General features: G+C 66.5%; 24 protein-coding genes. 8 read left to right on the top strand and 16 right to left on the bottom strand.

Annotated features, from left to right (window positions below):
• Positions 1-229: 229 nt before the first annotated feature.
• A complete protein-coding gene (locus tag C3Y15_RS08325; protein ID WP_059668969.1) occupies positions 230-1,480 on the bottom strand; it encodes a DUF1479 domain-containing protein in 1,251 nt (416 codons plus the stop codon).
• Positions 1,481-1,584: 104 nt separating this feature from the next.
• A complete protein-coding gene (locus C3Y15_RS08320; protein WP_034195013.1) occupies positions 1,585-1,974 on the bottom strand; it encodes a VOC family protein in 390 nt (129 codons plus the stop codon).
• A 71-nt stretch (positions 1,975-2,045) separates the two neighbouring features.
• Between C3Y15_RS08320 and C3Y15_RS08315 the strand changes: the two genes are divergently transcribed.
• A complete protein-coding gene (locus C3Y15_RS08315; protein WP_069246605.1) occupies positions 2,046-3,047 on the top strand; it encodes an AraC family transcriptional regulator in 1,002 nt (333 codons plus the stop codon).
• 90 nt (positions 3,048-3,137) lie between these two features.
• Here C3Y15_RS08315 and gltA read toward each other — a convergent pair whose 3' ends face one another.
• From gltA to C3Y15_RS08280, 7 genes are all read right to left on the bottom strand, one after another.
• Positions 3,138-4,439, bottom strand: a complete 1,302-nt coding sequence (gltA, locus tag C3Y15_RS08310) for a citrate synthase (protein WP_011881720.1) — start codon at positions 4,437-4,439, stop codon at positions 3,138-3,140.
• Between the two features lie 53 nt (positions 4,440-4,492).
• Positions 4,493-4,765, bottom strand: a complete 273-nt coding sequence (locus C3Y15_RS08305; protein ID WP_011881719.1) for a succinate dehydrogenase assembly factor 2 — start codon at positions 4,763-4,765, stop codon at positions 4,493-4,495.
• A 7-nt stretch (positions 4,766-4,772) separates the two neighbouring features.
• The gene (locus C3Y15_RS08300) at positions 4,773-5,474 is read right to left on the bottom strand and encodes a succinate dehydrogenase iron-sulfur subunit (RefSeq protein WP_011881718.1); all 702 of its coding nucleotides are present in this window, start codon (positions 5,472-5,474) and stop codon (positions 4,773-4,775) included.
• 21 nt (positions 5,475-5,495) lie between these two features.
• Positions 5,496-7,271, bottom strand: coding sequence for a succinate dehydrogenase flavoprotein subunit (gene sdhA, locus C3Y15_RS08295; protein ID WP_011881717.1), 1,776 nt, complete (start codon positions 7,269-7,271; stop codon positions 5,496-5,498).
• Between the two features lie 3 nt (positions 7,272-7,274).
• Positions 7,275-7,643 carry a succinate dehydrogenase, hydrophobic membrane anchor protein gene (sdhD, locus tag C3Y15_RS08290; protein WP_006399546.1) on the bottom strand — a complete coding sequence of 123 codons (369 nt, stop codon included), beginning with the start codon at positions 7,641-7,643 and terminating at the stop codon, positions 7,275-7,277.
• 4 nt (positions 7,644-7,647) lie between these two features.
• Entirely contained in the window at positions 7,648-8,064 is a 417-nt protein-coding gene (sdhC, locus tag C3Y15_RS08285) for a succinate dehydrogenase, cytochrome b556 subunit (RefSeq protein ID WP_011881716.1), read from the bottom strand.
• A 170-nt stretch (positions 8,065-8,234) separates the two neighbouring features.
• The gene (locus C3Y15_RS08280; RefSeq protein ID WP_193043975.1) at positions 8,235-9,047 is read right to left on the bottom strand and encodes a GntR family transcriptional regulator; all 813 of its coding nucleotides are present in this window, start codon (positions 9,045-9,047) and stop codon (positions 8,235-8,237) included.
• A 298-nt stretch (positions 9,048-9,345) separates the two neighbouring features.
• Here C3Y15_RS08280 and C3Y15_RS08275 point away from each other — a divergent pair, with 298 nt between their 5' ends.
• The 5 genes from C3Y15_RS08275 to acnA all read left to right on the top strand — a co-directional run bounded on the left by C3Y15_RS08275 (position 9,346) and on the right by acnA (position 16,499).
• Positions 9,346-10,332, top strand: a complete 987-nt coding sequence (locus C3Y15_RS08275; protein WP_011881714.1) for a malate dehydrogenase — start codon at positions 9,346-9,348, stop codon at positions 10,330-10,332.
• A gap of 183 nt (positions 10,333-10,515) precedes the next feature.
• Positions 10,516-11,520 (top strand): aldolase/citrate lyase family protein, encoded by a 1,005-nt coding sequence (locus C3Y15_RS08270; RefSeq protein WP_069246537.1) that lies wholly within the window; start codon positions 10,516-10,518, stop codon positions 11,518-11,520.
• A gap of 230 nt (positions 11,521-11,750) precedes the next feature.
• Positions 11,751-12,260, top strand: coding sequence for a hypothetical protein (locus C3Y15_RS08265; protein ID WP_011881712.1), 510 nt, complete (start codon positions 11,751-11,753; stop codon positions 12,258-12,260).
• Positions 12,261-12,277: 17 nt separating this feature from the next.
• Positions 12,278-13,729: a bifunctional 2-methylcitrate dehydratase/aconitate hydratase gene (locus C3Y15_RS08260; RefSeq protein WP_045578164.1), complete on the top strand. Its 1,452-nt coding sequence runs from the start codon at positions 12,278-12,280 to the stop codon at positions 13,727-13,729.
• A 52-nt stretch (positions 13,730-13,781) separates the two neighbouring features.
• On the top strand, positions 13,782-16,499 hold the full coding sequence (gene acnA / locus C3Y15_RS08255; RefSeq protein ID WP_011881710.1) for an aconitate hydratase AcnA: 2,718 nt from the start codon (positions 13,782-13,784) through the stop codon (positions 16,497-16,499).
• Between the two features lie 120 nt (positions 16,500-16,619).
• Here acnA and C3Y15_RS08250 read toward each other — a convergent pair whose 3' ends face one another.
• Genes C3Y15_RS08250 through C3Y15_RS08240 form a run of 3 tightly spaced genes read right to left on the bottom strand, consistent with a single transcriptional unit; the run spans position 16,620 to position 17,808 of the window.
• A complete protein-coding gene (locus C3Y15_RS08250; protein WP_011881709.1) occupies positions 16,620-17,060 on the bottom strand; it encodes a DUF1801 domain-containing protein in 441 nt (146 codons plus the stop codon).
• Positions 17,057-17,488, bottom strand: a complete 432-nt coding sequence (locus tag C3Y15_RS08245; protein ID WP_046424693.1) for an SRPBCC domain-containing protein — start codon at positions 17,486-17,488, stop codon at positions 17,057-17,059. Before C3Y15_RS08245 ends, C3Y15_RS08250 begins: the two co-directional genes overlap by 4 nt.
• Positions 17,485-17,808 (bottom strand): metalloregulator ArsR/SmtB family transcription factor, encoded by a 324-nt coding sequence (locus C3Y15_RS08240; protein ID WP_014724723.1) that lies wholly within the window; start codon positions 17,806-17,808, stop codon positions 17,485-17,487. Before C3Y15_RS08240 ends, C3Y15_RS08245 begins: the two co-directional genes overlap by 4 nt.
• A 702-nt stretch (positions 17,809-18,510) precedes the next feature.
• Here C3Y15_RS08240 and C3Y15_RS08235 point away from each other — a divergent pair.
• Entirely contained in the window at positions 18,511-20,250 is a 1,740-nt protein-coding gene (locus tag C3Y15_RS08235) for a S53 family peptidase (RefSeq protein WP_059668967.1), read from the top strand.
• 60 nt (positions 20,251-20,310) lie between these two features.
• Here C3Y15_RS08235 and C3Y15_RS08230 read toward each other — a convergent pair whose 3' ends face one another.
• The 4 genes from C3Y15_RS08230 to C3Y15_RS08215 form a co-directional block, all read right to left on the bottom strand.
• Positions 20,311-21,147, bottom strand: a complete 837-nt coding sequence (locus C3Y15_RS08230) for an ABC transporter permease (protein WP_011881704.1) — start codon at positions 21,145-21,147, stop codon at positions 20,311-20,313.
• 34 nt (positions 21,148-21,181) lie between these two features.
• A complete protein-coding gene (locus C3Y15_RS08225; RefSeq protein WP_011881703.1) occupies positions 21,182-22,438 on the bottom strand; it encodes an ABC transporter permease in 1,257 nt (418 codons plus the stop codon).
• 102 nt (positions 22,439-22,540) lie between these two features.
• Positions 22,541-23,587, bottom strand: coding sequence for an ABC transporter substrate-binding protein (locus C3Y15_RS08220; protein WP_069246538.1), 1,047 nt, complete (start codon positions 23,585-23,587; stop codon positions 22,541-22,543).
• 74 nt (positions 23,588-23,661) lie between these two features.
• Positions 23,662-24,753, bottom strand: coding sequence for an ABC transporter ATP-binding protein (locus C3Y15_RS08215; RefSeq protein WP_011881701.1), 1,092 nt, complete (start codon positions 24,751-24,753; stop codon positions 23,662-23,664).
• Between the two features lie 108 nt (positions 24,754-24,861).
• Here C3Y15_RS08215 and C3Y15_RS08210 point away from each other — a divergent pair, with 108 nt between their 5' ends.
• Positions 24,862-26,385 (top strand): PLP-dependent aminotransferase family protein, encoded by a 1,524-nt coding sequence (locus C3Y15_RS08210; protein ID WP_069246539.1) that lies wholly within the window; start codon positions 24,862-24,864, stop codon positions 26,383-26,385.
• Positions 26,386-26,396 lie beyond the last annotated feature (11 nt).

Below are 26,396 nucleotides of genomic sequence, written 5' to 3'. Positions count from 1 at the left end.
AGGCCCTGTCCGGCATGCCGCGCGCAGCGCGATGGTAGCCCGGCGCGCGCGCGGGCGCACGTGGGGCATCATGCTTGCGGTTGGGAATGGTCGGGCCTTCGGCGAGCGCGCACGACGAATTGGAGGCCGAATGGAATCGCAAGCGGCATGGTGCGGATGCGGCGGATACCTCGGATGCCGTGGATGCTGATGCCGCCGATGGACCGACGGCGCGCGCGCCGTCGGTCCATCAAGCGCCCGGCTCGAACCCCATCTGCTCGCGGCCCAGCCCCGTCAGATCGCGCTCGCATGCGCGCCCGTCGAAATCGACCTCGAAATGATCGGCCGGAAAATCCGGCGGGCTCTCACCGCGCACGAACGCCTGCCGCTGCCGTTGCAGGTACGCATCGTTCTTCGGGCAGCCGGGCGCGGCCGCGATGTACATCACGTTGCTGTCGCCGCTGCCGCGATGCACGTCTTCGACCGCATGCACGACGTCGCCGTGCCAGAACACCGCGTCGCCCGGCTCCATCTGCGGAATCGGCACCAGCGCATCGAGCAGCAGCGCATGCCACTCGGGCAGGATCGACAGCGCGCGGCCGGGCCGCGCGCCGCACAGGTCGTCGTCGGCGACATCGTCCTGCAGCGCGCGCAGCACGACATACGCCATCGCGTTCGCGACCGGGATCAGCTGCAGCGTGCCGTCGCCGGGGCCTTGCGGCGTCAGCGCGGTCCAGCCCTGGAACGTACGGAACATCGAACACACGGCTGGCGACGCAATCTCCTCGACGTCGGGCCGGAACGCCGCGTCGAACGGGTCGTAATCGCGCCAGCGGCCGGCGAGCACGTGCCGATAAACGTGCCGGAAATTCGGCCCGAGCCAGCGTTCGACCGACCCGCCGTCGACGTGCGGCGACAGCCCGAGCGTCGTCGAACCCGGCGGCCGGCGGCGGATGCGATCCGCGTACGCGGGAACCCGGTCGGGATCGAAATGCGGGCGTGCGCCATCGGCATGACGCCACAGCCGGTTCAGGAACACGCGCGCCTGCGTCAGCGCCGGCGACTGGCGCGCGGCCACCTGCGGCTTCGACCAGTAGACGCCGTAGATCTGCGGCTTGCCGGACGCGAGGTTGCCGAAGTAGCGATCGTCGGCGCGCGCGTGCAGCCGCTCGGCGAAGCGGTTCGCCTCGAGATACGCACCGATCTCGTCGTTCCAGTCGCGCGCCTGCCGCGCGTCGAACACGCCGCGGATCACCGCCGCGCCGTGCGCACGGATCGCGTCGATCGTGCGCGGCTCGACCGCGCCGTTCGCGATCTCCGCGAACCGCAGCACCGGAATCGCATCGCGGCCGTGCGCGTGCGTGCGGCGGATCGCGTCGACCTGCCGCGCGATGTCCCCTTCCAGCTCGAGGAACGTCGTCGCATAGCCGGGCAGGTCCGCACGCAGCGCCCGTTTCGCCGCGCGGATCGCGGACGGCAGATCGTCTATCGTCAGGGGCATCGTCGTCGCCTCGCTGAACCATGTCGTGATGAGCGCTCAGCGTACGGCCGATACGTCGCCGCGATCGATACTATCCAGCCGACAATCGATACAATCCGGACAACCTAGCCAGGGCGATGGCAGACGACGCACAGCTTGTTGCCGTCCGGATCGCGGAAGTACGCGCCGTAGTAGTCGCGGTGATAGTGGGGCCGCAGGCCGGGCGGCCCCTCGCAGGTGCCGCCGTGCTGCAGCGCGAGCGCGTGGCAGCGGTCGACCTGCGCGCGCGAATGCGCATCGAACGCGATCGTATGGCCGTTGCCCGGCTCGGGCCGGCGGCCGTCGAGCGGCCGCCCGAAGAAGAACAGCGGCCGGTCGGTGTCGGCCGGCATCCAGCCCGACCAGCCGTCCGGCTCGCGGAACTTCAGGCGCAACCCGAGTTCCGCGAACAGCGGCGCGTAAAAATCGTACGCGCGTGCGGTATCGCTGACGCCCACGCAAACATGTGAAAACATGGCTTCGCTCCGTCGTGACGATCGACCACGATCATGCCACGGTGCGATGCCGCCGTCGCCCGGAGGCCGCGATGAAGCCGCAATACGAACACGTGACGTACGCTCCCGGCTGCTCGATCCGCGTATATCACCGCCAGCTCGCACGCATTCCGTTCGAATGGCATCGGCATCCTGAGTACGAACTGACGCTCACGCTGAACAGCCGCGGCCGGCGCTTCATCGGCGATCACGTCGCCCGCTATGCGGACGACGACCTGGTGCTCGTCCCGCCGAACCTGCCGCACACGTGGTCGTCGAATGCGCGCATCGATCGCGCCGCGCCCGAAGTCGCGCTCGTCGTGTGGTTCGACGGAGACTGGGCCCACCGCGTCGCCGACTGCTGCGCCGAATACACGCCGCTGCGCTCGCTGCTGCGGCGCGCAGCGTCGGGCCTCGCGTTCGATGCCGATACGGCGCGCGCGATGCGCGCCCGGCTGCCGCGCTTGCTCGATGCGTCGCCGCGCGTGCGGCTCGCCGCCGTACTCGACACGCTCGCGGAACTCGCCGAAGCCGGCGGCGAGCCGCTGGCCGGCGCGCACGCGTATAGCCGGTCCGAGCGGATCGCGTCGTCCGTCGACGCATCCGCTCCGGAAGCCGAACGCGTCGAGCGCGTGCTCGATGCGATCGACCGCCGGTTCCACGAGCCGCTGCGCATCGACGCGCTCGCGGCCATCGCGCATCTGTCCGAACGCTCGCTGCAACGGCTGTTCGCGCGCCATCTCGGCGAAAGCGTCGGCCGCTACCTGCAGCGGTTGCGGCTCGCGCACGCGTGTCGCCATCTGGCCGGCACCGACTGGCCGATCGCGACGGTCGCCGCGCGCTGCGGCATTCCGAACGTCGCGAACTTCAACCGTCAGTTCCTCGCCGCACGCGGCATGACGCCGCGCGCATACCGGCGCCTGTTCGCGCAGCACGGCCATGCGTCGGGCGTCGACCTGCCGGGCGCCGATGCCTCGGCCGCCGACGCGCCATCGCTCGACACACGCCCACCGTCGCTGGAACGCAGCACCGGCCCGCGCCGCGCGCACAAATGAAAACACCCCGGCGGGATGACCCACCGGGGTGTCGGGGCGTTGCGTTTGCCGGACGCGAACGGCGTTGCGGCCGTTCGCGCCGCGCACGACTTAACGTGCGTTGAGCGGCTTCGCTTCGCGCGGCGTGTCGCCGATGAACAGCTGACGCGGACGGCCGATCTTTTGCTCCGGATCCGCAATCATTTCGTTCCACTGTGCGATCCAGCCGACCGTACGTGCCATCGCGAAGATACACGTGAACATCGACGTCGGGATGCCCAGCGCGCGCTGCACGATACCCGAGTAGAAGTCGACGTTCGGGTACAGCTTGCGCGACACGAAGTACTCGTCTTCCAGCGCGATCTTCTCGAGCTGCATCGCGAGCTTGAACAGCGGGTCGTCGTGCAGGCCCAGTTCGTTCAGCACTTCGTAGCACGTTTCGCGCATCAGCTTCGCACGCGGGTCGTAGTTCTTGTACACGCGGTGACCGAAGCCCATCAGCTTCACGCCCGAATTCTTGTCCTTCACCTGCTTGATGAATTCGGGGATGTTGTCCGGCGAGCCGATCTGCTCGAGCATGTTCAGCGCGGCTTCGTTCGCACCACCGTGCGCCGGGCCCCACAGACACGCGATACCGGCCGCGATACACGCGAACGGGTTCGCGCCCGACGAGCCGGCCAGGCGGACCGTCGACGTCGATGCGTTCTGCTCGTGGTCAGCGTGCAGGATCAGGATACGGTCGAGCGCGCGGACGAGCACGTCGTTGACCTTGTACTCTTCGCACGGGTTCGAGAACATCATGTGCATGAAGTTCGCGCTGTACGACAGCGAGTTCTTCGGATACACGAACGGCTGGCCGATGCTGTACTTGTATGCCATCGCGACGAGCGTCGGCAGCTTGGCGATCATGCGGATCGCCGACACTTCGCGGTGACGCGGGTCGTTGATGTCGAGCGAGTCGTGGTAGAACGCCGACAGCGCGCCGACTGCGGCGACCAGGATCGCCATCGGGTGCGCGTCGCGGCGGAAGCCGCGGAAGAAGAAGTGCATCTGCTCGTGCACCATCGTGTGCTTCGTGACGGTGTCGACGAATTCCTTCTTCTGTGCTGCGTTCGGCAGTTCGCCCTTCAGCAGCAGGTAGCAGGACTCGAGGAAGTCCGCGTTCTGCGCGAGGTTGTCGATCGGGTAGCCGCGGTACAGCAGTTCGCCCTTGTCGCCGTCGATGTACGTGATCGCCGAGTTGCACGAAGCCGTCGACATGAAGCCCGGGTCGTAAGTGAACTTGCCGGTTTGGCCGTACAGCTTGCGGATGTCGATTACGTCCGGGCCCATCGTCCCCTTGTAAATCGGCATTTCGACGCTCGGCGAGTTGTCGCTGAACGATAGCGTGGCTTTAACATCAGACGGAGTCATGGCACATCCTCAATCGAAATAAAGAAACGGGATTCGATAACGGGCGTAACGCTTTAAACGTTGCGCAGCATCTCCAACAGCCGGTGAACATCCGGGCTGTCTAGGTCGCCCTCTGGTTCCTTGCGCGCGAGGAGCAAGTCCATCAGGTCGTTGTCGCTCAGATCGAGCAGGCGCGACAACGCGCCTACGTCTGCATCGGTGAGGTCATGCTCGTGTCTGCTGAAGAAACGCTCGAACAGAATGTCGTTCTCCAGCAGACCCCGCCGCGCGCGCCAACGCAGGCGCGCGCGACGGTGCGGGTCGGATTGATGCGAGTCGTCGCTCATTTCAACCTTAAACCGCGCGGCGAACCATCAGTTCCTTGATCTTGCCGATCGCCTTCGTCGGATTCAGGCCCTTCGGGCACACGTCGACGCAGTTCATGATCGTATGGCAACGGAACAGACGGTACGGATCTTCCAGATTGTCGAGACGCTCGCCGGTGGCGGTGTCGCGGCTGTCGGCGATGAACCGGTAAGCCTGCAGCAGGCCCGCCGGGCCCACGAACTTGTCCGGGTTCCACCAGAAGCTCGGGCACGACGTCGAGCAGCTCGCACACAGAATGCACTCGTACACGCCGTCGAGCTCGTCGCGCTCTTCCGGCGACTGCAGGCGTTCCTTCTCCGGCGGCGGCGCGTCGTTGATCAGGTACGGCTTGATCGAGTGATACTGGTTGAAGAAGTGCGTCATGTCGACGATCAGGTCGCGCACCACCGGCAGCCCCGGCAGCGGACGCAGCACGATCTTCTGCGGCAGATCGTTCAGGTTCGTCAGGCACGCGAGACCGTTCTTGCCGTTGATGTTCATCGCGTCCGAGCCGCACACGCCTTCGCGGCACGAGCGGCGGAACGACAGCGTCTCGTCCACGGCCTTCAGCTTCACCAGCGCGTCGAGCAGCATGCGCTCATGCTGGATCTCGAGCTCGTACGTCTGCATGCGCGGCGCCGCGTCCTTGTCCGGATCGTAGCGATAGAGTTCAAAAATGCGTTTTGCCATTTCGGATTCCTTTGACTCGGCTTAGAACGTGCGCGGCTTCGGCGGCACGGAGTCGACCGTCAGCGGCTTCATTTGAACCGGCTTGTAGTCGAGGCGATCGCCTTCGCTGTACCACAGCGTGTGGCGCAGCCAGTTGTCGTCGTCGCGGTGCTCGTAGTCGCTGTGCGCGTGTGCGCCGCGGCTTTCCTTGCGCGCTTCGGCCGACACCATCGTCGCACGGGCCACTTCGATCAGGTTCTCCAGCTCGAGCGCTTCGATGCGCGCGGTGTTGAACACCTTCGACTTGTCCTTCAGGTGGATGTTTTCCACCCGCTCCTTCAGGCCGGCCATCTGGTCCACGCCTTCCTTCAGCAGCGCCGAGGTACGGAACACGCCCGCATGCTTCTGCATCGTCGAGCGGATGTCGTTCGCGACGTCTTGGGTGTATTCGCCCGACGTCGACTTCTCGAGCTTCGCCAGACGTGCCAGCGAGTATTCGCCCGCGTCGGCCGGCAGCGGCTTGTGGTCGCGCTGGTTCTTCACGTGCTGGACGATGTGGTTGCCGGCCGCGCGGCCGAACACCACCAGGTCGAGCAGCGAGTTCGTGCCCAGGCGGTTCGCGCCGTGCACCGACACGCACGAGCATTCGCCGACCGCGTAGAAGCCGTTGACCGGCTCCTTGTGATCGCGCGACGTGCCCACGACCTGACCGTGGATGTTGGTCGGAATGCCGCCCATCTGGTAGTGGATCGTCGGCACGACCGGGATCGGTTCCTTGATGCAGTCGACGTTCGCGAACCGCAGCGCGATCTCGCGGATCGACGGCAGACGCTTCATGATCGTCTCCGCGCCGATGTGCGACAGATCCAGCAGCACGTGGTCCTTGTTCGGACCGACGCCGCGGCCTTCCTTGATTTCCTGGTCCATCGAGCGCGACACGAAGTCACGCGGCGCCAGATCCTTCAGCGTCGGCGCATAGCGCTCCATGAAGCGCTCGCCGTTCGAGTTGCGCAGAATGCCGCCTTCGCCGCGCACGCCTTCCGTGATCAGCACGCCCGCGCCGGCCACGCCGGTCGGGTGGAACTGCCAGAACTCCATGTCCTGCAGCGCGATGCCCGAGCGAGCGGCCATGCCCAGCCCGTCGCCCGTGTTGATGAACGCGTTCGTCGATGCCGCGAAGATCCGGCCAGCGCCGCCCGTCGCGAACAGCGTCGTCTTGCCTTCCATGATGTAGACGTCGCCCGTCTCCATCTCGAGGGCCGTCACGCCGAGCACGTCGCCGTCCGCGTCGCGGATCAGGTCGAGCGCCATCCATTCGACGAAGAACTGCGTCTTCGCCTCGACGTTCTGCTGGTACAGTGTGTGCAGCAGCGCGTGACCGGTACGGTCGGCGGCCGCGCAAGCGCGCTGCACCGGCTTCTCGCCGTAGTTCGCGGTGTGGCCGCCGAACGGGCGCTGGTAGATCGTGCCGTCCGCGTTGCGGTCGAACGGCATGCCGAAGTGCTCGAGCTCGTACACGACGTTCGGCGCTTCACGGCACATGAACTCGATCGCGTCCTGGTCGCCGAGCCAGTCGGAACCCTTGATCGTGTCGTAGAAATGGAAGTGCCAGTTGTCTTCGCTCATGTTGCCGAGCGACGCGCCGATGCCGCCTTGTGCCGCGACCGTGTGCGAACGGGTCGGGAACACCTTCGACAGCACGCCGACCGACAGGCCCGCACGCGACAGTTGCAGCGCTGCGCGCAAGCCCGAGCCGCCCGCGCCGACGATCACCACGTCGAACTTGCGGCGCGGCAGGGAAGTTTTGATTGCAGCCATTCTTTACACTCTCCAGAGAATCTGCGCGGCGTAGCCCGCACATGCGAGCAGCCAGACGATGGTCAGCGATTGCAGCAGCAGGCGCACACCGACGGGCTTCACGTAGTCCATCCAGATGTCGCGCACGCCGACCCATGCGTGGTAGAAGAGGGAAAGCAGCGTCACGAAGGTCGCGAGCTTCATCCATTGCGCGGAGAAGATCGATGCCCAGCCTTCGTACGAGAAGTCATGCGCGCCGAAAAACAGGACGAGCAGAATGACCGTGTAGACCGCCATGATCGTGGCGGTGACGCGCTGCGCGAGCCAGTCGCGCAGGCCGTAGTGAGCGCCGACGACGAGGCGCTTCGAGCCGATTCGGTTGTTGGCTGCCATTTTCTTAGAATGCTCCGAACAGTTTGAGTGCCATGGCGATCGTCAGCGCGATCGAGACGACAAACACGACCACGGCCGTACGCTTGCCGCCTTCCTTCGAGACGGCGTCATGGTTGACGTCCATCAACAGGTGGCGAATGCCGGCGCAGAAATGGTGGAGGAACGCCCAGGACAACGCGAGGACGATCAGCTTGACGACGATGTTGGAGAGGAAAGACTTGAAGACTTCGAAGCTGAGCTCCGACGTGAGGCTCTGATCGAAGAGGAACAGCAGGAACGGCAGGAACAGGAACAGCAGCGCGCCGCTGATTCGATGGAGAATCGACAATATCGCTGCCGCAGGCATGCGATATTTCATCGTGATGTCGCCGAATCCGATGTTCCGGTATTCCGGCCTCGGCTTTCTTACTGCGTCAGTCATGCTAGACCCCTACTATGTTGTCACACTAATCCGCGATTTTAGCGCCTTTTTATATCGCGCTGCAGCGAAAGTCTGCTCTGGATCGTTACGCAAACGCGAACAAAAGGCGGCCCGATACGTGCTACGCGAACGTGGGGAGAACGCGCGCCCGCAGCTTGGCCGATACGTCGTCAGCTCAAGTCATTGTGATAGTAATACCCGGTTGTGACATACCAGCCGCGCCGCACTTCCACCGGCCGATCGCCGTACGTATAGGACACCCGCTCCACCGACAGCAACGGAAAACCCGCCGGCACGCGCAGCAGATCGGCAACCGCCGGCTCCGCCGCCACCGCCCGGATCTTTTCCGTCGCGCGAATCATGCGCGTGCCGAACTCCGTCTCGAACATCGCGTAGAGCGGCCCCTTGTATTCGCTCAAACGCTCGAACGACAGCCCGCGGAACATCGCGCCGGGCAGCCAGATCTCGTCGAGCACCGTCGCGTCGCCCTCGAACGCCAGCAGCCGGCGCACCTGCACCACCGGGTCGGCCGGCTTCAGGTCGAGCTGCCGCGCGATCTCGGCCGGCGCCCGCAAGCGCCGGCATTCGAGCACGCGACTCACGTGCGGATGCTCGGCGCCGTCGTCGGCGAGCAGCCGCAGAAAGCGGAACTGCGCGCGGTCTTCGTTGTGCGTTGCAACAAACGTACCCTTGCCCTGCCGCCTGACGACGAGATTCTCGGCGGCCAGTTCGTCGATCGCCTTGCGCACGGTGCCCTGGCTGACCTTGTAACGGGCCGCGAGCTCCACCTCGCTCGGGATGATCTCGCCCGGCTTCCATTCGCCCGATTCCAGACTCTGCGTGATCAACGACTTGATCTGCTGATATAACGGACTGAAAGTCGGCGACGGCGCGGCAGGCGCCGGCACGGAATCGCCCGCGCCCGGCTGCCCTGGGCTGCCTGCGCCGGTCGGATTCGCGTTGTTCGCCTGGTTCGATGTCATGGCGCGCATTTCATCACAAACCGCGCTTTTCCGTCCACTCAAATTCAGCAAAACATCTGTCTTATATAAGACATATGATACCGTTTGACTTTGGCCACGCCCGCTCCTACACTCCCGGTCGAGCAAGGGTTCGCGGGTGCAAAACGCGTCCCCGGCTACGTGCCACGGCCGTCTCCAGGTTCACCGCGTCTGCCTTTCGCGAGTCCTCCGCCTTGCTTCACTGCAACGCTACGCGTAACGCGCATAGAATGGCGTTTTGCCTAGCGTCCATCGCTTCATCCCGTCCTGGAGATTTTCAATGGCTAAGCCCGCAAAGCGCGTTGCCGTCACCGGCGCCGCAGGTCAAATCGCTTACTCCCTGCTGTTCCGCATCGCGAACGGCGACCTGCTCGGCAAGGACCAGCCGGTCATCCTGCAACTGCTCGACCTCCCGCAAGCCCAAGCCGCCGTCAAAGGCGTCGTGATGGAACTCGAAGATTGCGCGTTCCCGCTGCTCGCGGGCGTCGTGATCACCGACGATCCGAAGGTTGCATTCAAGGATGCAGACGTCGCACTGCTCGTCGGCGCACGTCCGCGCTCGAAGGGCATGGAGCGCAAGGACCTGCTGTCGGCCAACGCCGAGATCTTCACGGTCCAGGGCGCCGCGCTGAACGAAGTCGCGAGCCGCGACGTCAAGGTGCTGGTGGTCGGCAACCCGGCTAACACGAACGCCTACATCGCGATGAAGTCGGCGCCGGATCTGCCGAAGAAGAACTTCACGGCCATGCTGCGCCTCGACCACAACCGCGCGCTGTCGCAACTCGCAGCGAAGACGGGCAAGCCGGTCGCATCGATCGAGAAGCTCGCCGTGTGGGGCAACCACTCGCCGACGATGTACCCCGACTTCCGCTTCGCGACCGCCGAAGGCGAGTCGATGCTGAAGCTCGTCAACGACGACGTGTGGAACCGCGAAACGTTCATCCCGACCGTCGGCAAGCGCGGCGCGGCGATCATCGAAGCGCGCGGCCTGTCGTCGGCAGCGTCGGCAGCCAATGCGGCGATCGACCACGTGCGTGACTGGGTGCTCGGCACGAACGGCAAGTGGGTCACGATGGGCATCCCGTCGGACGGCTCGTACGGCATCCCCGAAGACATCATCTACGGCGTGCCGGTCACCTGCGAAAACGGCGAATACAAGCGCGTCGAAGGCCTCGAGATCGATGCGTTCTCGCGCGAGAAGATGGACGGCACGCTCGCCGAGCTGCTGGAAGAGCGCGACGGCGTCGCACACCTGCTGAAGAACTAAGCAGGCTGCGTGGCCGGGCCGCCCGCGGGCGGCCCGGCCACGGCACGGGCGGCCGGCGCGCAGCCAGCCGCGCCGCCCGATCCGATCCGGGCACGTTTTGCCGCCGGCGCGCAGCGCGTGCCGGCCCAGAACGTGGCCGGATCCGATTTCTCCCCGATGATCCGCTTCCCTGGCGTAGAAGAGATGTCCGCGCTCACTCCTGCACAAGTGCTGTACGACGGGGCGTCGCCGCCCGCGATCCTGCCCTGCTGCGATCACTACGCGGGCAGCGAGAAGCTGATGCGCAAATCGCTCGCGCTCCAGGCCGAACTCGGCCCGGTGTTCGACATCACGCTCGACTGCGAGGACGGCGCGGCCGTCGGCCAGGAAGCCGCCCACGCACAGCTCGTCGCCGAATTCCTCGGCAGCGCCGAGAACCGCTTCGGACGCGTCGGCGTCCGCATTCACGACTTTTCCCATCCGCACTGGCGCGACGACGTGCGCATCGTGCTGCGCGCCGCGCGCGCGCCCGCCTACGTCACGCTGCCGAAGGTCGCCGGCGCCGCCGATGCGGCCGAGATGATCGCGTTCATCGAAGGCACGCGCTGCGAGCTCGGGCTCGCGCAGCCGATTCCGGTCGACGTGCTGGTCGAGACGCACGGCGCGCTCGCGCAGGCCGCGACGCTCGCCGCGCTGCCGCTGGTCGGCACGCTGAGCTTCGGGCTGATGGATTTCGTGTCCGCCCATCACGGCGCGATTCCCGATGCGGCGATGCGCTCGCCGGGCCAGTTCGATCACCCGGTCGTGCGCCGCGCGAAGCTGGAGATCGCCGCGGCCTGCCACGCGCACGGCAAGACGCCGTCGCACAACGTCACGACCGACGTGCGCGACATGAGCGTCGTGGCCGGCGATGCGCGCCGCGCGCGCGACGAATTCGCCTTCACGCGGATGTGGAGCATCCATCCGGCGCAGATCCGTCCGATCGTCGACGCATTCGCGCCGCGCACCGACGAGGTCGCGCTGGCCGCCGAGATCCTGCTGGCCGCGCAGGCCGCCGACTGGGGCCCGACGCGCCACGGCGACACGCTGCACGACCGCGCGAGCTACCGCTATTACTGGTCGGTGCTGCGCCGCGCGAAGGCGACTGGCCAGGCCGTGCCGCGCGAAGCCGCGCCGCTGTTCGGGCCGGCCGGCGCAGGCGCCGGTTAAGCCGGCCGAGCCGCCGACATGCGGATTTCATCGAATCTCCGGCGCGCGAACGCGACACAGGTTTGCGAAACGACAAAAAACGTAACCGAGCCCGAAAACCTGAAATATGCGCAGCCAAATAGGTCAAAATAGCGGCCGCTGCGCGCTTCCGGGGGCGCGTGCAGTTTCAAACCGGCCGGCGGCGTCAGCAGCCGGCCCTTGTCAACTGATAATCGAAAGGTTCTGACTCCATGAAGAAACTCCTGATCGCTACCGCCATCGGCGCGTTGTCCGCCACGCTGCTGGTGTCGGCGCCGAGCGCGTTCGCCCAGGGTACGGCCACGACTGCGAAGAAGACGGCCAAGCGCCCGGCACCGGCCAAGCGCCTGATTCCGCGCAGCAAGAAGTCCCTCGCGCGTGCCGCGGCGAAGGTCGATCCGGTACCGGACGGCGCAGTGAAGTGGGCGTGCAAGGACGGCCTGTCGTTCGACCTCGCCGGCGACATGAAGCGCGACCAGCTGGTCACGGTCCACTGGGCGAAGAAGAACTACAAGCTGCCGCGTCAGGCCACGACGACCGGCGCCGACACGTTCTACGATCCGGCCGCCGGCTTCAAGCTGGTCGTGATCCCGACCAAGGCGATGCTGTTCAGCGACGCGAACGGCGGCGAGCGTCTCGCCGACGAATGCGTGACGCCGGAAATGGCGCAAGGCGGCGCCGCACCGACGCAGTCCAACGAGCTGAAGCCGGCGACGAACTAAGCGCGCCCAGGCCCTCGATGTCCGCCCCGGTCTCCAACGTCCGCCCTGCGCCGGATTCGGTACTCGTCGACATCGTCGACTACGTGCTCGACACCGGCATCGACAGCGCGCTCGCGCTGGAGACGGCGCGTCATTGCCTGATCGACACGCTCGGATGCGGACTCGAGGCGCTCTCCTACCCTGCCTGCACCAAGCTGCTCGGCCCCGTCGTGCCGGGCACGATCGTGCCGAACGGCGCGAAGGTGCCCGGCACGTCCTTCCAGCTCGATCCCGTACAGGCCGCGTTCGACATCGGCGCGATGATCCGCTGGCTGGACTTCAACGACACCTGGCTCGCCGCCGAATGGGGTCATCCGTCCGACAACCTCGGCGGGATCCTGGCGACGGCCGACTGGCTGTCCCGCACGGCCGTCGCGGCCGGCAGGAAGCCGCTCGCGATGCGCGACGTGCTCGTCGCGATGATTCAGGCCCACGAGATCCAGGGCTGCCTCGCACTCGAGAATTCCTTCAACGCCGTCGGGCTCGACCACGTGCTGCTGGTCAAGGTCGCGTCGACCGCCGTGGTCGGCCGCCTGCTCGGGCTCACGCGCGACGAGCTGCTCAATGCGGTGTCGAACGCGTTCGTCGACGGCCACGCGTTGCGCACCTACCGCCATGCGCCGAACACCGGCTCGCGCAAGTCGTGGGCGGCCGGCGACGCGACGTCGCGCGCGGTGCGCCTCGCGCTGATCGCGAAGACCGGCGAGATGGGCTACCCGTCCGCGCTGACCGCGAAGACCTGGGGCTTCTACGACGTGCTGTTCCGCGGGCAGCCGTTCCGCTTCCAGCGCCCGTACGGCACCTACGTGATGGAGAACGTGCTGTTCAAGATCGCGTTCCCCGCCGAATTCCATGCGCAGACGGCCGTCGAGGCCGCGCTGCAGCTGCACGCGCGGCTCGCCGCGGCCGGCCGCACGACCGACGAGATCAGCCGCATCACGATCCGCACGCACGCGGCCGCGATCCGCATCATCGACAAGCAGGGGCCCCTCGCCAATCCGGCCGACCGCGACCACTGCATCCAGTACATGGTGGCCGTGCCGCTGCTGTTCGGCCGGCTGAGCGCGGCCGACTACGAAGACGCGACCGCCGCCGATCCGCGCATCGACGCGCTGCGCGCGAAGACCGTGTGCGTCGAGGATCCGCAGTTCACGAAGGACTACCACGACCCGGCCAAGCGCTCGATCGCGAACGCGCTGACGATCGAATTCGCGGACAGGTCGACGCTTGCCGAGGTGACGGTCGAATATCCGATCGGCCATCAGCGACGCCGTGCCGACGGCATCCCGCTGCTGATCGAGAAATTCCGGACCAACCTTGCCCGCCGTTTCCCGGCAAAGCAGCAACAAGCGATTCTCGACGTGTCGCTGGACCAGGCAAAGCTCGATGCGATGCCGGTCAATGAGTACGTCGATCTGTATATGATCTAGCCGTCAGATACAGGACTCTTTGTTTCCTAGCCTTAAACCCAGGAAAATCACCATGGCCCACAATCTCCACAAGACCCTCAAGGAATTCGACAGCGGTTCCGGCAAAGGCAAGTTCTACTCGCTGCCGCAGCTCGGCAAGGAACTGAAGACGAAGATCGAACGCCTGCCGGTGTCGATCCGCATCGTGCTCGAGTCCGTGCTGCGCAACTACGACGGCAAGAAGATCACCGAAGAACACATCGAGCAGCTCGCGAACTGGCAGCCGACCGCGAAGCGGGTCGACGAGATTCCGTTCGTGGTGTCGCGCGTCGTGCTGCAGGACTTCACCGGCGTGCCGCTGCTCGCCGATATCGCGGCCATGCGCGGTGTCGCGCAGCGTTCGGGCAAGGATCCGAAGAAGATCGAGCCGCTGGTGCCGGTCGATCTCGTCGTCGACCACTCGGTGCAGATCGACTACTTCCGTCAGAAGGACGCGCTCGACCTGAACATGAAGCTGGAATTCCAGCGCAACAACGAGCGCTACCAGTTCATGAAGTGGGGCATGCAGGCGTTCGACACGTTCAAGGTCGTGCCGCCGGGCGTCGGCATCGTCCACCAGGTGAACCTGGAATACCTCGCGCGCGGCGTGCACAAGAAGGCCGACGGCGGCGACACCGTGTACTACCCGGACACCCTCGTCGGCACCGACAGCCACACGACGATGATCAACGGCATCGGCGTGGTCGGCTGGGGCGTGGGCGGCATCGAAGCGGAAGCCGGCATGCTCGGCCAGCCGGTGTACTTCCTGACGCCGGACGTCGTCGGCGTCGAGCTGAAGGGCAAGCTGCGCGAAGGCGTGACGGCCACCGACCTGGTGCTGACGATCACCGAAATGCTGCGCAAGGAGAAGGTCGTCGGCAAGTTCGTCGAGTTCTTCGGCGAAGGCACGAAGTCGCTGTCGTTGCCGGACCGCGCGACGATCGGCAACATGGCGCCGGAATACGGCGCGACGATGGGCTTCTTCCCGGTCGACGAAAAGACGATCGAGTACTTCGAAGGCACGGGCCGCACGAAGGCCGAAATCGCCGCGTTCGAGAACTACTTCAAGGCGCAGAAGCTGTTCGGCATCCCGAAGGCAGGCGACATCGACTACACGAAGACGGTCACGCTCGACCTCGCGACGGTCGCGCCGTCGCTGGCCGGCCCGAAGCGCCCGCAGGACCGCATCGAAATCGGCAACGTGAAGTCGACGTTCACCGAGCTGTTCTCGAAGCCGGTCGCCGAAAACGGCTTCGCGAAGAAGGCCGAGGACCTGAACGCGCAGTACACGACGAGCAACGGCGTCGACGTGAAGAACGGCGACGTGCTGATCGCCGCGATCACGTCGTGCACGAACACGTCGAACCCGAGCGTGCTGCTGGCCGCCGGCCTGCTCGCGAAGAAGGCCGTGGAAGCCGGCCTGACGGTCGCGCCGCACATCAAGACGTCGCTCGCGCCGGGATCGCGCATCGTCACCGAATACCTGACGAAGACGGGCCTGCTGCCGTACCTCGCGAAGCTCGGCTTCGAAGTCGCCGCGTACGGCTGCACGACCTGCATCGGCAACGCGGGCGACCTGACGCCGGAGCTGAACGAAGCGATCACGAAGAACGACATCGTCGCGGCGGCCGTGCTGTCGGGCAACCGTAACTTCGAGGCGCGCATCCACCCGAACATCCGCGCGAACTTCCTCGCGTCGCCGCCGCTCGTCGTCGCCTACGCGATCGCCGGCAACATCACGCGCGACCTGATGACGGAGCCGGTCGGCAAGGGCAAGGACGGCTACGACATCTACCTCGGCGACATCTGGCCGACCAGCGACGAAATCCACGCGCTGCTGAAGTTCGCGCTGGACCCGAAGAAGTTCGAGGACAACTACTCGAAGCTCACGAAGAAGGGCGACCTGTGGAGCAAGATCGAGGGCGAAACGGGCCAGGTCTACGACTGGCCGAAGTCGACCTACATCGCCGAGCCGCCGTTCTTCGGCCACGACTTCTCGATGGAGCCGGCCGCGTCGATCCCGACCGTCCAGGGCGCGCGCGCACTGGGCATCTTCGGCGATTCGGTGACGACCGACCACATCAGCCCGGCAGGCTCGATCAAGGAAGACTCGCCGGCAGGCAAGTGGCTGAAGGAGAACGGCGTGCAGAAGGCCGACTTCAACAGCTACGGCTCGCGCCGCGGCAACCATGACGTGATGATGCGCGGCACGTTCGCGAACGTCCGCATCAAGAACCTGATGATCCCGGCGAAGGCCGACGGCACGCGCGTCGAAGGCGGTCTGACGATCCACCAGCCGAGCGGCGAACAGCTGTCGATCTACGATGCGGCGATGAAGTACGTCGGCGCCGGCACGCCGACCGTCGTGTTCGCGGGCGAAGAGTACGGCACGGGCTCGTCGCGCGACTGGGCCGCGAAGGGCACCCAGCTGCTCGGCGTGAAGGCCGTGATCGCCCGCAGCTTCGAGCGCATCCACCGCTCGAACCTGGTCGGCATGGGCGTGCTGCCGCTGCAGTTCAAGGGCGCGGACAGCGTGCAGTCGCTCGGCATCACCGGCGAAGAGACCTACGACATCGAAGGCCTCGGCGACGACTTCAAGCCGCAGCAGGACGTCACGCTGGTGATCCACCGCAAGAACGGCGAAACGACCCGCGTACCGGTGCTGCTGCGCATCGATACGCCGATCGAAGTCGACTACTACAAGCACGGCGGGATCCTGCCGTTCGTGCTGCGCTCGCTGCTCGCAGCGTAAGCGCCCTGCTTTTGCAGGTGCCGCAGCCGCCTCGCGGCGGTTGCGGCCGATTTGGATACCCGACCTCGTGTCGGGTTTTTTTCGTCTGTACAAAGGCGCGCGACGCAGCGGCCGGCGGCGCTAGGCTTGCTTGCCGCCGCGCGCCTTCGCACCCGCAGCGGCGCGTGCGTTCTTCTTCAGATGCGCGCGGTTGTAGTCGATCGCCGCGCGAATCAGGCGCTGCAGCGCGCGCCGGTCGAGCTTGTCGCCTTCCATGAAGTCGATCGCGCGGCGCGCGTTGCCGTCGAGGCCCGCGTTGAACAGCCCATCGGGATCGGCCAGCTGCGCGCCGTGCATGAACGTGAGCTTGACCTTGCCCTTGTGCGCGTTCGCGACCGCGATCATCCCGTCGCACGACCAGACGGGGCTGCCCATCCACTTCCATTCCTCGACGATGCCGGCGTCGGCCGCGAGGATCGTCGCGCGCAGCTCGGCAAAGACGTCGCGGCGCCAGTCGGCGATTCCGGCGATCAGCGCGTCGATGCGCGCGGACGGCGTCAGGTCGTGCCCGGCGGCGCTCATGCGTCGGCCTCCCCGCCCTCGTCCGGGCGCGCGAGCAGCTGTTCGAGCGACGCGAAGAACTGCGGCCAGCCGTGCTGCGCGCCACGGTACGCCTGCTCCTGGTCGGTGCGGAAGCCGCTTTGCTCCATTCGCAGCAGCGTGCCGTGCGGCGTGGGCGTGAGCGTCCATGTGACGACGCTTTCGAGGCCATGAGCGGCCCACGTGTACGACAGCGCGCGGTGCGGCTCGATCGTCAGCACGGTGCAGTCGACCGAACCCCAGTCGGCGCGAAAACTGAACGCGCGGCCCGCCACCGGTTCGAAATCGCTCTGCATCAGCCACGCGTCGAGCAGATGCGGTTGCGTGAGCGCACGCCAGATCTTCTCGGGCGGATGCGACAGCTCCCGTTCGACGACGACGGTACGGGTTGCGGCGGGGTTGGGGTTCATTGGTCCATTCTCCTGAGCAGATCTTCGAGCGCATCGAACCGGTTCTGCCAGAAGGCGGTCATCTGGCCGGCCCAGTCGAGCAACGGAGTCAGCGCCTGCGGCTGCGCGCTGTAGTGCGTCTGCCGGCCCGCGTGACGGTCGCTCACGAGCCCGGCCTGCTTCAGTACACCCAGATGCTTCGACACGGCCGGCTGCGACACGCCGGCGCGGGCCGTCAGCGCGGCGACCGTCAGCTCGCCTTCCGCACACAGTCGCTCGAACAGCGCGCGGCGCGTCGGATCGGCAAGTGTTCTGAACAGCAGGTCGTGCGGGCTTTGCATGCTGGAATCAATAACTTCGTGGTTATGGATTGGAGAATAGCTCGGGGACGGCGCGCGTCAAACATTGGTTGCGATCGGATGTCGCGCGGGGCACGCGCAAGCCGGGTAGACCGAATGCGCGCAAACGCCGCCGCACCGGCGCGCCGTGGACATCGGACGCTCGGCCGAACCCGGCATCCGGATGCGTTCGAGCAATTCCTCTAATCGGCTCGCGCGCTTCGCGAACCGAAAGGACGCTGCAAGGCTCGGCGATGCGACGTTCCACAGTTCGGGAAACCGGCACGTCCGAACGGGTCGAGAATTCCCGCCGTCGCGGCTCGCGCTGCACGCGTCCCGGCCCCGCGCCGTCGCGCGCCCACATAGTGCGACGCGCGCCGCATTCCGGCGCGGAGGCGAACGACGCGTGCGCGCACGGCAGCGCCGCGCAATTGCGCACATTCCGATACCGCAACGAACGCGTCATGCGCTCGAACGGCGCGGACGGTCGCACCGGCGCGCCGCAAACCGGTTCCGTCCGTCCGCGCATGCCGTTGCGCGCGCACCCAACGCAGTGCCCGCGCGCGGCACGTCGGTGTCAGAACTGACAGCTATGGAAACTGCCAGCTACCTGAACGACCCCGACACCCTACGCTCGTCACCGCTCGCAGCCCCACAAGGGTTGCGGCTTCCAGCAACGTCGTCTCTCCCGAAAAAGGATTCCCGATGAAAAGGAACGCGCGGTTCGCCCTATCCCTCCCGTCGCCCCGCCGCCTCGCGTGCGCGTGGCCGCTCGTGTTCGCCGCCGGTGCGGCGCATGCGAGCACGGACTGGGTCGATACCCACACGAAGGCCTTTCTGACCGGCCCGCAGCTGATGGCGCGCAGCACGGCGCCGTCGCTCGAACTCGCGGCCGGCGAGACGGCCGACATCGTCGTCAGCCTGAAGCTGCGCAACGCGGCGCAGCTCAAGCAGCTCGCCCGCGACGTGAACCGGCCCGGCAACGCGCATTACGGCCAGTACCTGACGCACGAGCAGTTCCTCGCGGACTACGCGCCGACCGAAGCGCAGGTGAAGTCGGTCGTCGACTATCTGCGCAAGAGCGGGTTCGTGAACATCGAGGTCGCGCCGAACCGGCTGCTGGTGTCGGCGCACGGCACGGCGGGCACCGTGAAGACCGCGTTCAACACGTCGCTCGTGCACTTCCAGTACGCGGGCCGCGCCGGGTTCGCGAACGCGTCGACGGCGCAGGTGCCGCGCGCGCTCGGCGACGTCGTCGGCTCGGTGCTCGGCTTGCAGAACGTCGCACGCGCGCGCCCGATGCTGCGCATCGGCAACGTCGCGAAGCCGCAGACGCTCGCGGCCGGCACGGCTACCGGCCACTATCCGAAGGAATTCCCCGGCCTCTACAACGCGACCGGCGTGCCGACGGCGGCCGGCGTGACGGTGGGGATCGTGACGATCGGCGGCGTGTCGCAAACGCTGCGGGACCTGAAGCAGTTCACGTCGAGCAACGGCTACGGCACGGTCACGACCCAGGCCGTGAAGACCAACGGCACCGGCACGTCGGGCAGCTACAGCGACGACCAGGACGGCCAGGGCGAATGGGATCTCGACAGCCAGTCGATCGTCGGCTCGGCGGGCGGCCAGGTCGGCAAGCTGGTGTTCTACATGGCCGACCTGAACGCGGCCGGCAACACCGGGCTCACGCAGGCGTTCAACCGCGTGGTGTCGGACAACACGGCGAAGGTGATCAACGTGTCGCTCGGCTGGTGCGAGACCGACGCGAACGCGGACGGCACGCTCGACGCCGAGGAGCAGATCTTCACGACCGCCGCGGCGCAGGGCCAGACGTTCTCGGTGTCGTCGGGCGACGAAGGCGTGTACGAATGCAACAACCGCGGCTATCCGGACGGCTCGAACTACACGGTGTCGTGGCCGGCCGCGTCGCCGCACGTGCTCGCGATCGGCGGCACGACGCTGTACACGACGTCGGCCGGTGCGTTCTCGAACGAGACGGTGTGGAACGAAGGCCTCGACGGCAACGGCAAGCTGTGGGCGACGGGCGGCGGCGTCAGCACGATCCTGCCGGCGCCGGCGTGGCAGTCGGGCAGCAACCGCCGCTTGCCGGACGTGTCGTTCGACGCCGCGCAGAGCACCGGCGCGTACATCTACAACTACGGCCAGTTGCAGCAGATCGGCGGCACCAGCCTCGCCGCGCCGATCTTCACCGGCTTCTGGGCGCGGCTGCTCGCGGCAAACGGCACCGGGCTCGGCTTCCCGGCCGCCAGGTTCTATGCGCGCATTCCGTCGAATCCGTCGCTGGTGCGCTACGACGTGGTGTCGGGCAACAACGGCTATCAGGGGTATGGCTACACGGCAGGCACCGGCTGGGATTACCCGACCGGCTTCGGCAGCCTGAACGTCACGAACCTCAACAAGCTGATCCAGTCGGGCGGCTTCTGAGCGTCGCGTGAAGGCCGGCGCGCGCCGATGGCGGCGCGCCGGCCGGCGAAGCGCTCGCCGTCAGGACACCGCGCGCCGCGCATTGCGGCCGCGCAGCCATTCGAGCGCGAGCAGCAGGCTCGTCGAGAAGATGATCAGGATCGTCGCGAGCGCCGCGATCGTCGGGCTGATGTTCTCGCGGATGCCGGTGAACATCTGGCGCGGCAGCGTCGTCTGATCGGCGCCGGCGAGGAACAGCGTGACCACGACTTCGTCGAACGACGTCGCGAACGCGAACAGCGCGCCCGACATCACGCCCGGCGCGATCACCGGCAGCGTCACGCGGAAAAACGTCGTGACCGGATTCGCGCCGAGCGACAGGCTCGCGCGCACCAGGTTGTAGTTGAAGCCCTGCAGCGTCGCGGCCACCGTCGTCACGACGAACGGCACGCCGAGCGCCGCGTGTGCGGCGATCAGCCCCGTGTAGGTGTTCGCGAGCCCGAGCGGCGCGAAGAACAGGTACATGCCGACGCCGACCACCACCACCGGCACGATCATCGGCGACAGCAGGATCGCCATCAGCAGCGCCTTGCCGCGGAAGTCGGCCTTCGTGAGGCCGATCGCGGCGAGCGTGCCGAGCACGGTCGCGACGATGGTGGCCGCCGGCGCGACGATGAAGCTGTTCTTCGCGGCCATGCGCCACTCGTCCGACGCGAGCAGGTTCTCGTACCAGCGCATCGAGAAGCCCGGAATCGGATAGACGAGGAACGTGCTCGACGAAAACGACAGCGGCACGATCGCGAGCACCGGCAGGATCAAATACAGCAGCGTCAGCACGACGAGTACGCGCAGCGCGACGTACCACGCGCGTTCGACGAACGACATGTGCGGCGCGAACAGCGGCCTGGCGAGTTTCATGGTCGGACTCCCTTCCCGTTTCCCTGTGCCCGGCTCAGCCGAGGCTCACGTTGGTGCGCGTGAAGCGCCCGTATACCGCATACAGCACCAGCGTCGCCGCGAGCAGCAGCCCGCCGAGCGCACACGCCATGCCCCAGTTGATCGTCACGTTGGTGAAGTACGCGACGTAGTAGCTGACCATCTGGTCGTTCGGCCCGCCGAGCAGCGCCGGCGTGATGTAGTAGCCGATCGCGAGAATGAACACCAGCAGCGCGCCGGCGCCGATGCCCGGGTAGGTCTGCGGCACGTACACGCGCCAGAACGCGGCGAACGGATGGCTGCCGAGCGACACGGCCGCGCGCTGGTAAGTCGGCGGAATCGACTTCATCACGCTGTACAGCGGCAGGATCATGAACGGCAGCAGGATGTGCGTCATCGAGATGTACACGCCGACGCGGTTGAACAGCAGGCTCAACGGATGCGAGATCAGCCCGCTGCCGATCAGCGCGCTGTTGATGAGCCCTTCGCTCTGCAGCAGCACGATCCACGCGGCGACGCGCACCAGCACCGAGGTCCAGAACGGAATCAGCACGAGGATCATCACGAGGTTCGCGCGACGCTCGGACAGCGTCGAGATCCAGTAGGCGAGCGGATAGCCGAGCAGCAGCGCGAACAGCGTGACCGCGACGCCGATCACGAACGTGCGGCCGAAGATCGCGAGGTAGATCGACTGATCGGGGTCGGCCTGCACGATGTTGCCGAAACCGTCCTGCTTGTGGTCGAGCGACGCGAGCAGGTAGAACGGCGACAACTGGCTGCCGTTCTTCGCGATCGACTGCCAGTAAGGCAGCTCGCCCCAGCGCGAGTCGAGCTCGATCAGCTTCGCACGCGTTTGCGCAGGCGTGAGCGCCGCATCGTTGTCGCCCTTCAGCGGCATCGCGCGGGCCGTCTTCGCCACCAGCGAGCGATAGCCGGGAATTTCGGTGTTCAGGCGCCGTGCGAGTGCGCCCATCGCCTCGCTGTCGGCGACCTTCGCCATGTCGGCCGCGAGTGCGACGTAGGCGGCATCGGCGGGCGGCGCCTTGCGGTCCCAGGCCGACAGCGCGGCGATCGTGTTCGGCAGCGCGGTCGCGATCTCGGGGTTCTGCACCGCGCGCGTGAGCAGCGTGCCGATCGGCACGACGAACACGAGCAGCAGGAAAATCGCGAGCGGCGCGATCAGCAGCAACGCCATCGTGCGCTTGCGGGCCTCGGCGGACTTCAGCTCGCGCTTGAGCGCGGCGGTCGACGGTGAAGAGGGGGCGATCGTCATCGTGTTCAACGGTTCTCTCCGGCCGGGCTCGATCCGGTGGAATGCCGCGCGGCGCGCTCGACGCGCCGCGCGGCGGGTTGCATCAGGACAGCTGAACGGCCGTTACTTCGTCGCCCATGCGGCGAAGCGCTGCTCGAGCTCGTCGCTGTGGTCGGTCCAGAAGCCGATGTCTTCCAGCACTGCGTTCTTGCCGTTGGCCGGCGAGTTCGGCAGGTTCGCGAGCGTCTTCGCATCGAGAGACTTGATCGCCACGACGTTCGACGGGCCGTACGCGATGTGCTGCGCATACGCCTGCTGCGCCTTCGGCGTCAGCGTGTACGCGATGTACTGCTCGGCCAGCGCCTTGTTCGGCGTGCCCTTCGGAATCGCCCAGTAGTCGAGGTCGTAGATGCTGCCGTTCCACACGACCTTCAGGTTCTTGCCTTCCTTCTGCGCGGCGTCGATGCGGCCGTTGTACGCGGTCGACATCACGACGTCGCCGGCCACGAGGAACTGCGGCGGCTGCGCGCCCGCTTCCCACCACTGGATGTACGGCTTGAGCTCGTCGAGCTTCTTGAACGCGCGATCCTGGCCCGCCTTCGTGCTGAGCACCTTGTACACGTCCTTGGTCGGGACGCCGTCGGCCATCAGCGCGAACTCGAGGTTGTAGCGCGCGCCCTTGCGCATCCCGCGCTTGCCCGGGAATTTCTTCACGTTCCAGAAATCGGCCCAGCCGGTCGGTGCGCTCTTCAGCTTGTCCGCGTTGTAGGACAGCGCCGTCGACCACACGAAGAAGCCGACGCCGCAGGTCTGCGGTGCTTCCGGAATCAGATCGGACTTCTTCGCGATCTTCGACCAGTCGAGCTTCTCGTACAGCCCTTCGTCGCAGCCGCGGTTCAGGTCGCCCGATTCGACTTCGACGACGTCCCAGCTCACGTGCTTGGCCTCGACCATCGCCTTGACCTTGGCCTGTTCGCCGTTGTACTCGACGGCCGTGACCTTGTTGCCGGACGCCTTCTCGAACGGCTGGTTGAACGCGGCCTTCTGAGCGTCGCCGTTCGCGCCGCCGAAGTTGACGACCGTGAGTTCGGCCGCGGTGGCCGATGCGCCGACGACGGCGAGTGCCAGGGCGAGCGCGGTGCGACGCGCGGTAGTGCTTGCTCCGTTCATGATGGTTCCTCTCGTGGTGGAAGTGAGGCAGTTGTTGTTGACGTCGTACTGCGGAAAAGCGGATGAACCCGGCGTCACGCGAACACGCGCAGGTGCTCGGGTGCAAATGCGAGCGATATCGGCGCGCCGGGCGAGAACGTGTCGAGCGCGCCCGTTCCGAGCGGCACCTTCACGAAGCATTCGTCCTGGCCCGGCAGCGCGCAGCGCATGCGCACGTGATCGCCGAAATAGATGAGGCTGCGCGCCTCGCCGGTCACGCAGTTGGCCGGGCTGCTTGCCTGACCGTTCGCGAGGCTCATGCGCTCGGGGCGGATGCAAGCGACGGCCGGCGCACCTTCGACCGCATCGCCGATGCGGCGGCCGACGAGTTGCGTGCCGTCGTCGAGACGGAACTCGCAGAATTCGCCGTCGACGCGCGCGATGGTGCCGCGCAGACGGTTGCTGTCGCCGATGAAGTTCGCGACGAATTCGTTGCACGGCGATTCGTACAGGCGGTCGACGGTGTCGAGCTGCTGCACGATGCCCTTGTCGAACACGGCGACGCGATCGGACATCGTCAGCGCCTCGCCCTGGTCGTGCGTCACGTAGACGAACGTGACGCCGAGCTTCTCGTGCAGCGCCTTCAGTTCGTACTGCATGTGTTCGCGCAGCTGCTTGTCGAGCGCGCCGAGCGGCTCGTCCATCAGCACGAGCTTCGGCTCGAACACGAGCGCACGCGCCAGCGCGATACGCTGCTGCTGGCCGCCCGACAGCTGCGCGGGATAGCGCTTCGCGAAGCGCTCCATCTGCACCATCTTCAGCGCATGCGCGACGCGCTCGGCGCGCTCGGCGGCGCCGAGCTTGCGCACCGTCAGCGGATACGCGACGTTCTGTTCGACCGTGAGGTGCGGAAACAGCGCGTAGTTCTGGAACACCATGCCGATGTTGCGCTTGTGCGGCGGCACGGTGTTCAGCAGCTCGCCGTCGAGACGGATCTCGCCGCCCGTCGGGAACTCGAAGCCCGCCAGCATCATCAGGCAGGTGGTCTTGCCCGATCCGGACGGCCCGAGCAGCGTCAGGAATTCCCCGCGCTTGATGTCGAGGTCGAGCGATTTGACGACCAGCGTCTCGCCGTCGTAGGTCTTTCGCACGCCGCGAAAGCTGACGATCACATCATCGGACTTCATCGTGGTGGTCCCCTTGCTGCGCGACAAATGTTTTTGACATGCGAACTACTATACGGCGCGTACGGTTCTACAATAGGGAACCATTTCAATATTCCTAGTGGGACCACTTTGGATACCGTGATCCTGGCCGACTGGCTGTCCGCCCGCCTCGACCGCAGTTCGTCCGAGCCGATGTACCGGCAGCTTCTGCAGCAGATGCAGCAGGCGATCCTCACCGGGGAACTGGCGCCGGGCACCAAGCTGCCGAGCTCGCGCACGCTCGCAGCCGATCTGTCGATCGCGCGCAATACGGTGCTTCACGTATACGATCAGCTCACCGCCGAGGGCTACGTGCTGACGACCACCGGCAGCGGCACCTACGTGGCCGACACGCGACCGGACGCCGCGGCGATCCGCGTGCCGGGCGCCGCGCAGCCGTCGTGCGAAGCCGATGCGGCGCCGCAGCAGGACACGCGCCGCGACCTGTCGATGCGCGGCCGGCAATTGATCGAGCATGCGGGCGTGTCGCGGCGCCAGTGGGGCGCGTTCATGCCCGGCGTGCCGGACGTGGCGGAATTCCCGAGCCGGACCTGGAGCCGCCTCCAGGCGCGGCTGTGGAAGGAAGCCAACCCGGAGCTGCTGACCTATGCGCCGGGCGGCGGCTACCGGCCGCTGCGCCGCGCGCTCGCCGACTACCTGCGCGTCGCGCGTTCGGTCAAATGCTCGCCCGACCAGGTCATCATCACGACCGGCATTCATCAGTCGATTGATCTCGCGGTGCGGCTGCTGTCGGACATCGGCGATCGCGCATGGGTCGAGGAGCCGTGCTACTGGGGCGTGCGCAGCGTGCTGCAGGCGGCCGGCCTGACGCTCGCGCCGGTGGCGGTCGATCAGGAAGGGCTGGATCCGCGCACGAGCGACATGCAGCATCCGCCGCGGCTCGTGCTCGTCACGCCGTCGCACCAGTATCCGCTCGGGATGGTGATGAGCCTCGCGCGGCGCCGGATGCTGCTCGAATACGCGCGTCAGCATCGCTGCTGGATCATCGAGGACGACTACGACAGCGAATTCCGCTACGGCAGCCGGCCGCTCGCGTCGCTGCAGGGCCTCGACGACGGCGGCCGCGTGATCTACGTCGGCAGCCTCGGCAAGATGCTGTTCCCCGGCTTGCGGATGGGCTACATGGTCGTGCCCGAGCATCTCGTCGACACGTTTCGCACCGGGCTGTCGGAGCTGTACCGCGAAGGCCAGCTGATACAGCAGGCCGTGCTCGCGGAATTCATCATGGATGGTCACCTGACGTCGCACGTGCGGCGCATGCGCACGCTGTACGGCGAGCGTCGGCAATTGCTGATCGATGCGATCCATGCGCGCTTCGGCGACGCGCTGCCGGTGATGGGCGACGAGGCCGGCCTGCATCTGGTGCTCGGTCTGCCCGAAGGATGCGACGATCACGCGGTCACGCAAAGCGCGTTCGACGCCGGAGTGATCGTGCGCCCGCTCACCAGTTACTACAGCAGCGAGGCCACCGCACGGCCCGGGTTGCTGCTCGGCTATGCATGCGTCGCGCACGAGCGCATCGGGCCGGCGTTCGATACGCTCGCGGCAACGATCGAACAGCATCTGCCGCGGCATTTCACGCACGCGGCGTAGCGCACGGGCGT

Source organism: Burkholderia sp. B10 (genome assembly GCF_004368385.1).
GTDB classification, from domain to species: Bacteria; Pseudomonadota; Gammaproteobacteria; order Burkholderiales; family Burkholderiaceae; genus Burkholderia; species Burkholderia vietnamiensis.
Note: the sequence above shows the minus strand (reverse complement) of the source record. Positions and strands in the feature narration are given on the sequence as shown.

What these genes read in the sequence shown, in the direction of transcription:
- C3Y15_RS08325 (WP_059668969.1), bottom strand. Translation starts at nt 1,480, where the DNA reads ATGCCCCTGACGATAGACGATCTGCCGTCCGCGATCCGCGCGGCGAAA.
- C3Y15_RS08320 (WP_034195013.1), bottom strand. Translation starts at nt 1,974, where the DNA reads ATGTTTTCACATGTTTGCGTGGGCGTCAGCGATACCGCACGCGCGTAC.
- C3Y15_RS08315 (WP_069246605.1), top strand. Translation starts at nt 2,046, where the DNA reads ATGAAGCCGCAATACGAACACGTGACGTACGCTCCCGGCTGCTCGATC.
- gltA (WP_011881720.1), bottom strand. Translation starts at nt 4,439, where the DNA reads ATGACTCCGTCTGATGTTAAAGCCACGCTATCGTTCAGCGACAACTCG.
- C3Y15_RS08305 (WP_011881719.1), bottom strand. Translation starts at nt 4,765, where the DNA reads ATGAGCGACGACTCGCATCAATCCGACCCGCACCGTCGCGCGCGCCTG.
- C3Y15_RS08300 (WP_011881718.1), bottom strand. Translation starts at nt 5,474, where the DNA reads ATGGCAAAACGCATTTTTGAACTCTATCGCTACGATCCGGACAAGGAC.
- sdhA (WP_011881717.1), bottom strand. Translation starts at nt 7,271, where the DNA reads ATGGCTGCAATCAAAACTTCCCTGCCGCGCCGCAAGTTCGACGTGGTG.
- sdhD (WP_006399546.1), bottom strand. Translation starts at nt 7,643, where the DNA reads ATGGCAGCCAACAACCGAATCGGCTCGAAGCGCCTCGTCGTCGGCGCT.
- sdhC (WP_011881716.1), bottom strand. Translation starts at nt 8,064, where the DNA reads ATGACTGACGCAGTAAGAAAGCCGAGGCCGGAATACCGGAACATCGGA.
- C3Y15_RS08280 (WP_193043975.1), bottom strand. Translation starts at nt 9,047, where the DNA reads ATGACATCGAACCAGGCGAACAACGCGAATCCGACCGGCGCAGGCAGC.
- C3Y15_RS08275 (WP_011881714.1), top strand. Translation starts at nt 9,346, where the DNA reads ATGGCTAAGCCCGCAAAGCGCGTTGCCGTCACCGGCGCCGCAGGTCAA.
- C3Y15_RS08270 (WP_069246537.1), top strand. Translation starts at nt 10,516, where the DNA reads ATGTCCGCGCTCACTCCTGCACAAGTGCTGTACGACGGGGCGTCGCCG.
- C3Y15_RS08265 (WP_011881712.1), top strand. Translation starts at nt 11,751, where the DNA reads ATGAAGAAACTCCTGATCGCTACCGCCATCGGCGCGTTGTCCGCCACG.
- C3Y15_RS08260 (WP_045578164.1), top strand. Translation starts at nt 12,278, where the DNA reads ATGTCCGCCCCGGTCTCCAACGTCCGCCCTGCGCCGGATTCGGTACTC.
- acnA (WP_011881710.1), top strand. Translation starts at nt 13,782, where the DNA reads ATGGCCCACAATCTCCACAAGACCCTCAAGGAATTCGACAGCGGTTCC.
- C3Y15_RS08250 (WP_011881709.1), bottom strand. Translation starts at nt 17,060, where the DNA reads ATGAGCGCCGCCGGGCACGACCTGACGCCGTCCGCGCGCATCGACGCG.
- C3Y15_RS08245 (WP_046424693.1), bottom strand. Translation starts at nt 17,488, where the DNA reads ATGAACCCCAACCCCGCCGCAACCCGTACCGTCGTCGTCGAACGGGAG.
- C3Y15_RS08240 (WP_014724723.1), bottom strand. Translation starts at nt 17,808, where the DNA reads ATGCAAAGCCCGCACGACCTGCTGTTCAGAACACTTGCCGATCCGACG.
- C3Y15_RS08235 (WP_059668967.1), top strand. Translation starts at nt 18,511, where the DNA reads ATGAAAAGGAACGCGCGGTTCGCCCTATCCCTCCCGTCGCCCCGCCGC.
- C3Y15_RS08230 (WP_011881704.1), bottom strand. Translation starts at nt 21,147, where the DNA reads ATGAAACTCGCCAGGCCGCTGTTCGCGCCGCACATGTCGTTCGTCGAA.
- C3Y15_RS08225 (WP_011881703.1), bottom strand. Translation starts at nt 22,438, where the DNA reads ATGACGATCGCCCCCTCTTCACCGTCGACCGCCGCGCTCAAGCGCGAG.
- C3Y15_RS08220 (WP_069246538.1), bottom strand. Translation starts at nt 23,587, where the DNA reads ATGAACGGAGCAAGCACTACCGCGCGTCGCACCGCGCTCGCCCTGGCA.
- C3Y15_RS08215 (WP_011881701.1), bottom strand. Translation starts at nt 24,753, where the DNA reads ATGAAGTCCGATGATGTGATCGTCAGCTTTCGCGGCGTGCGAAAGACC.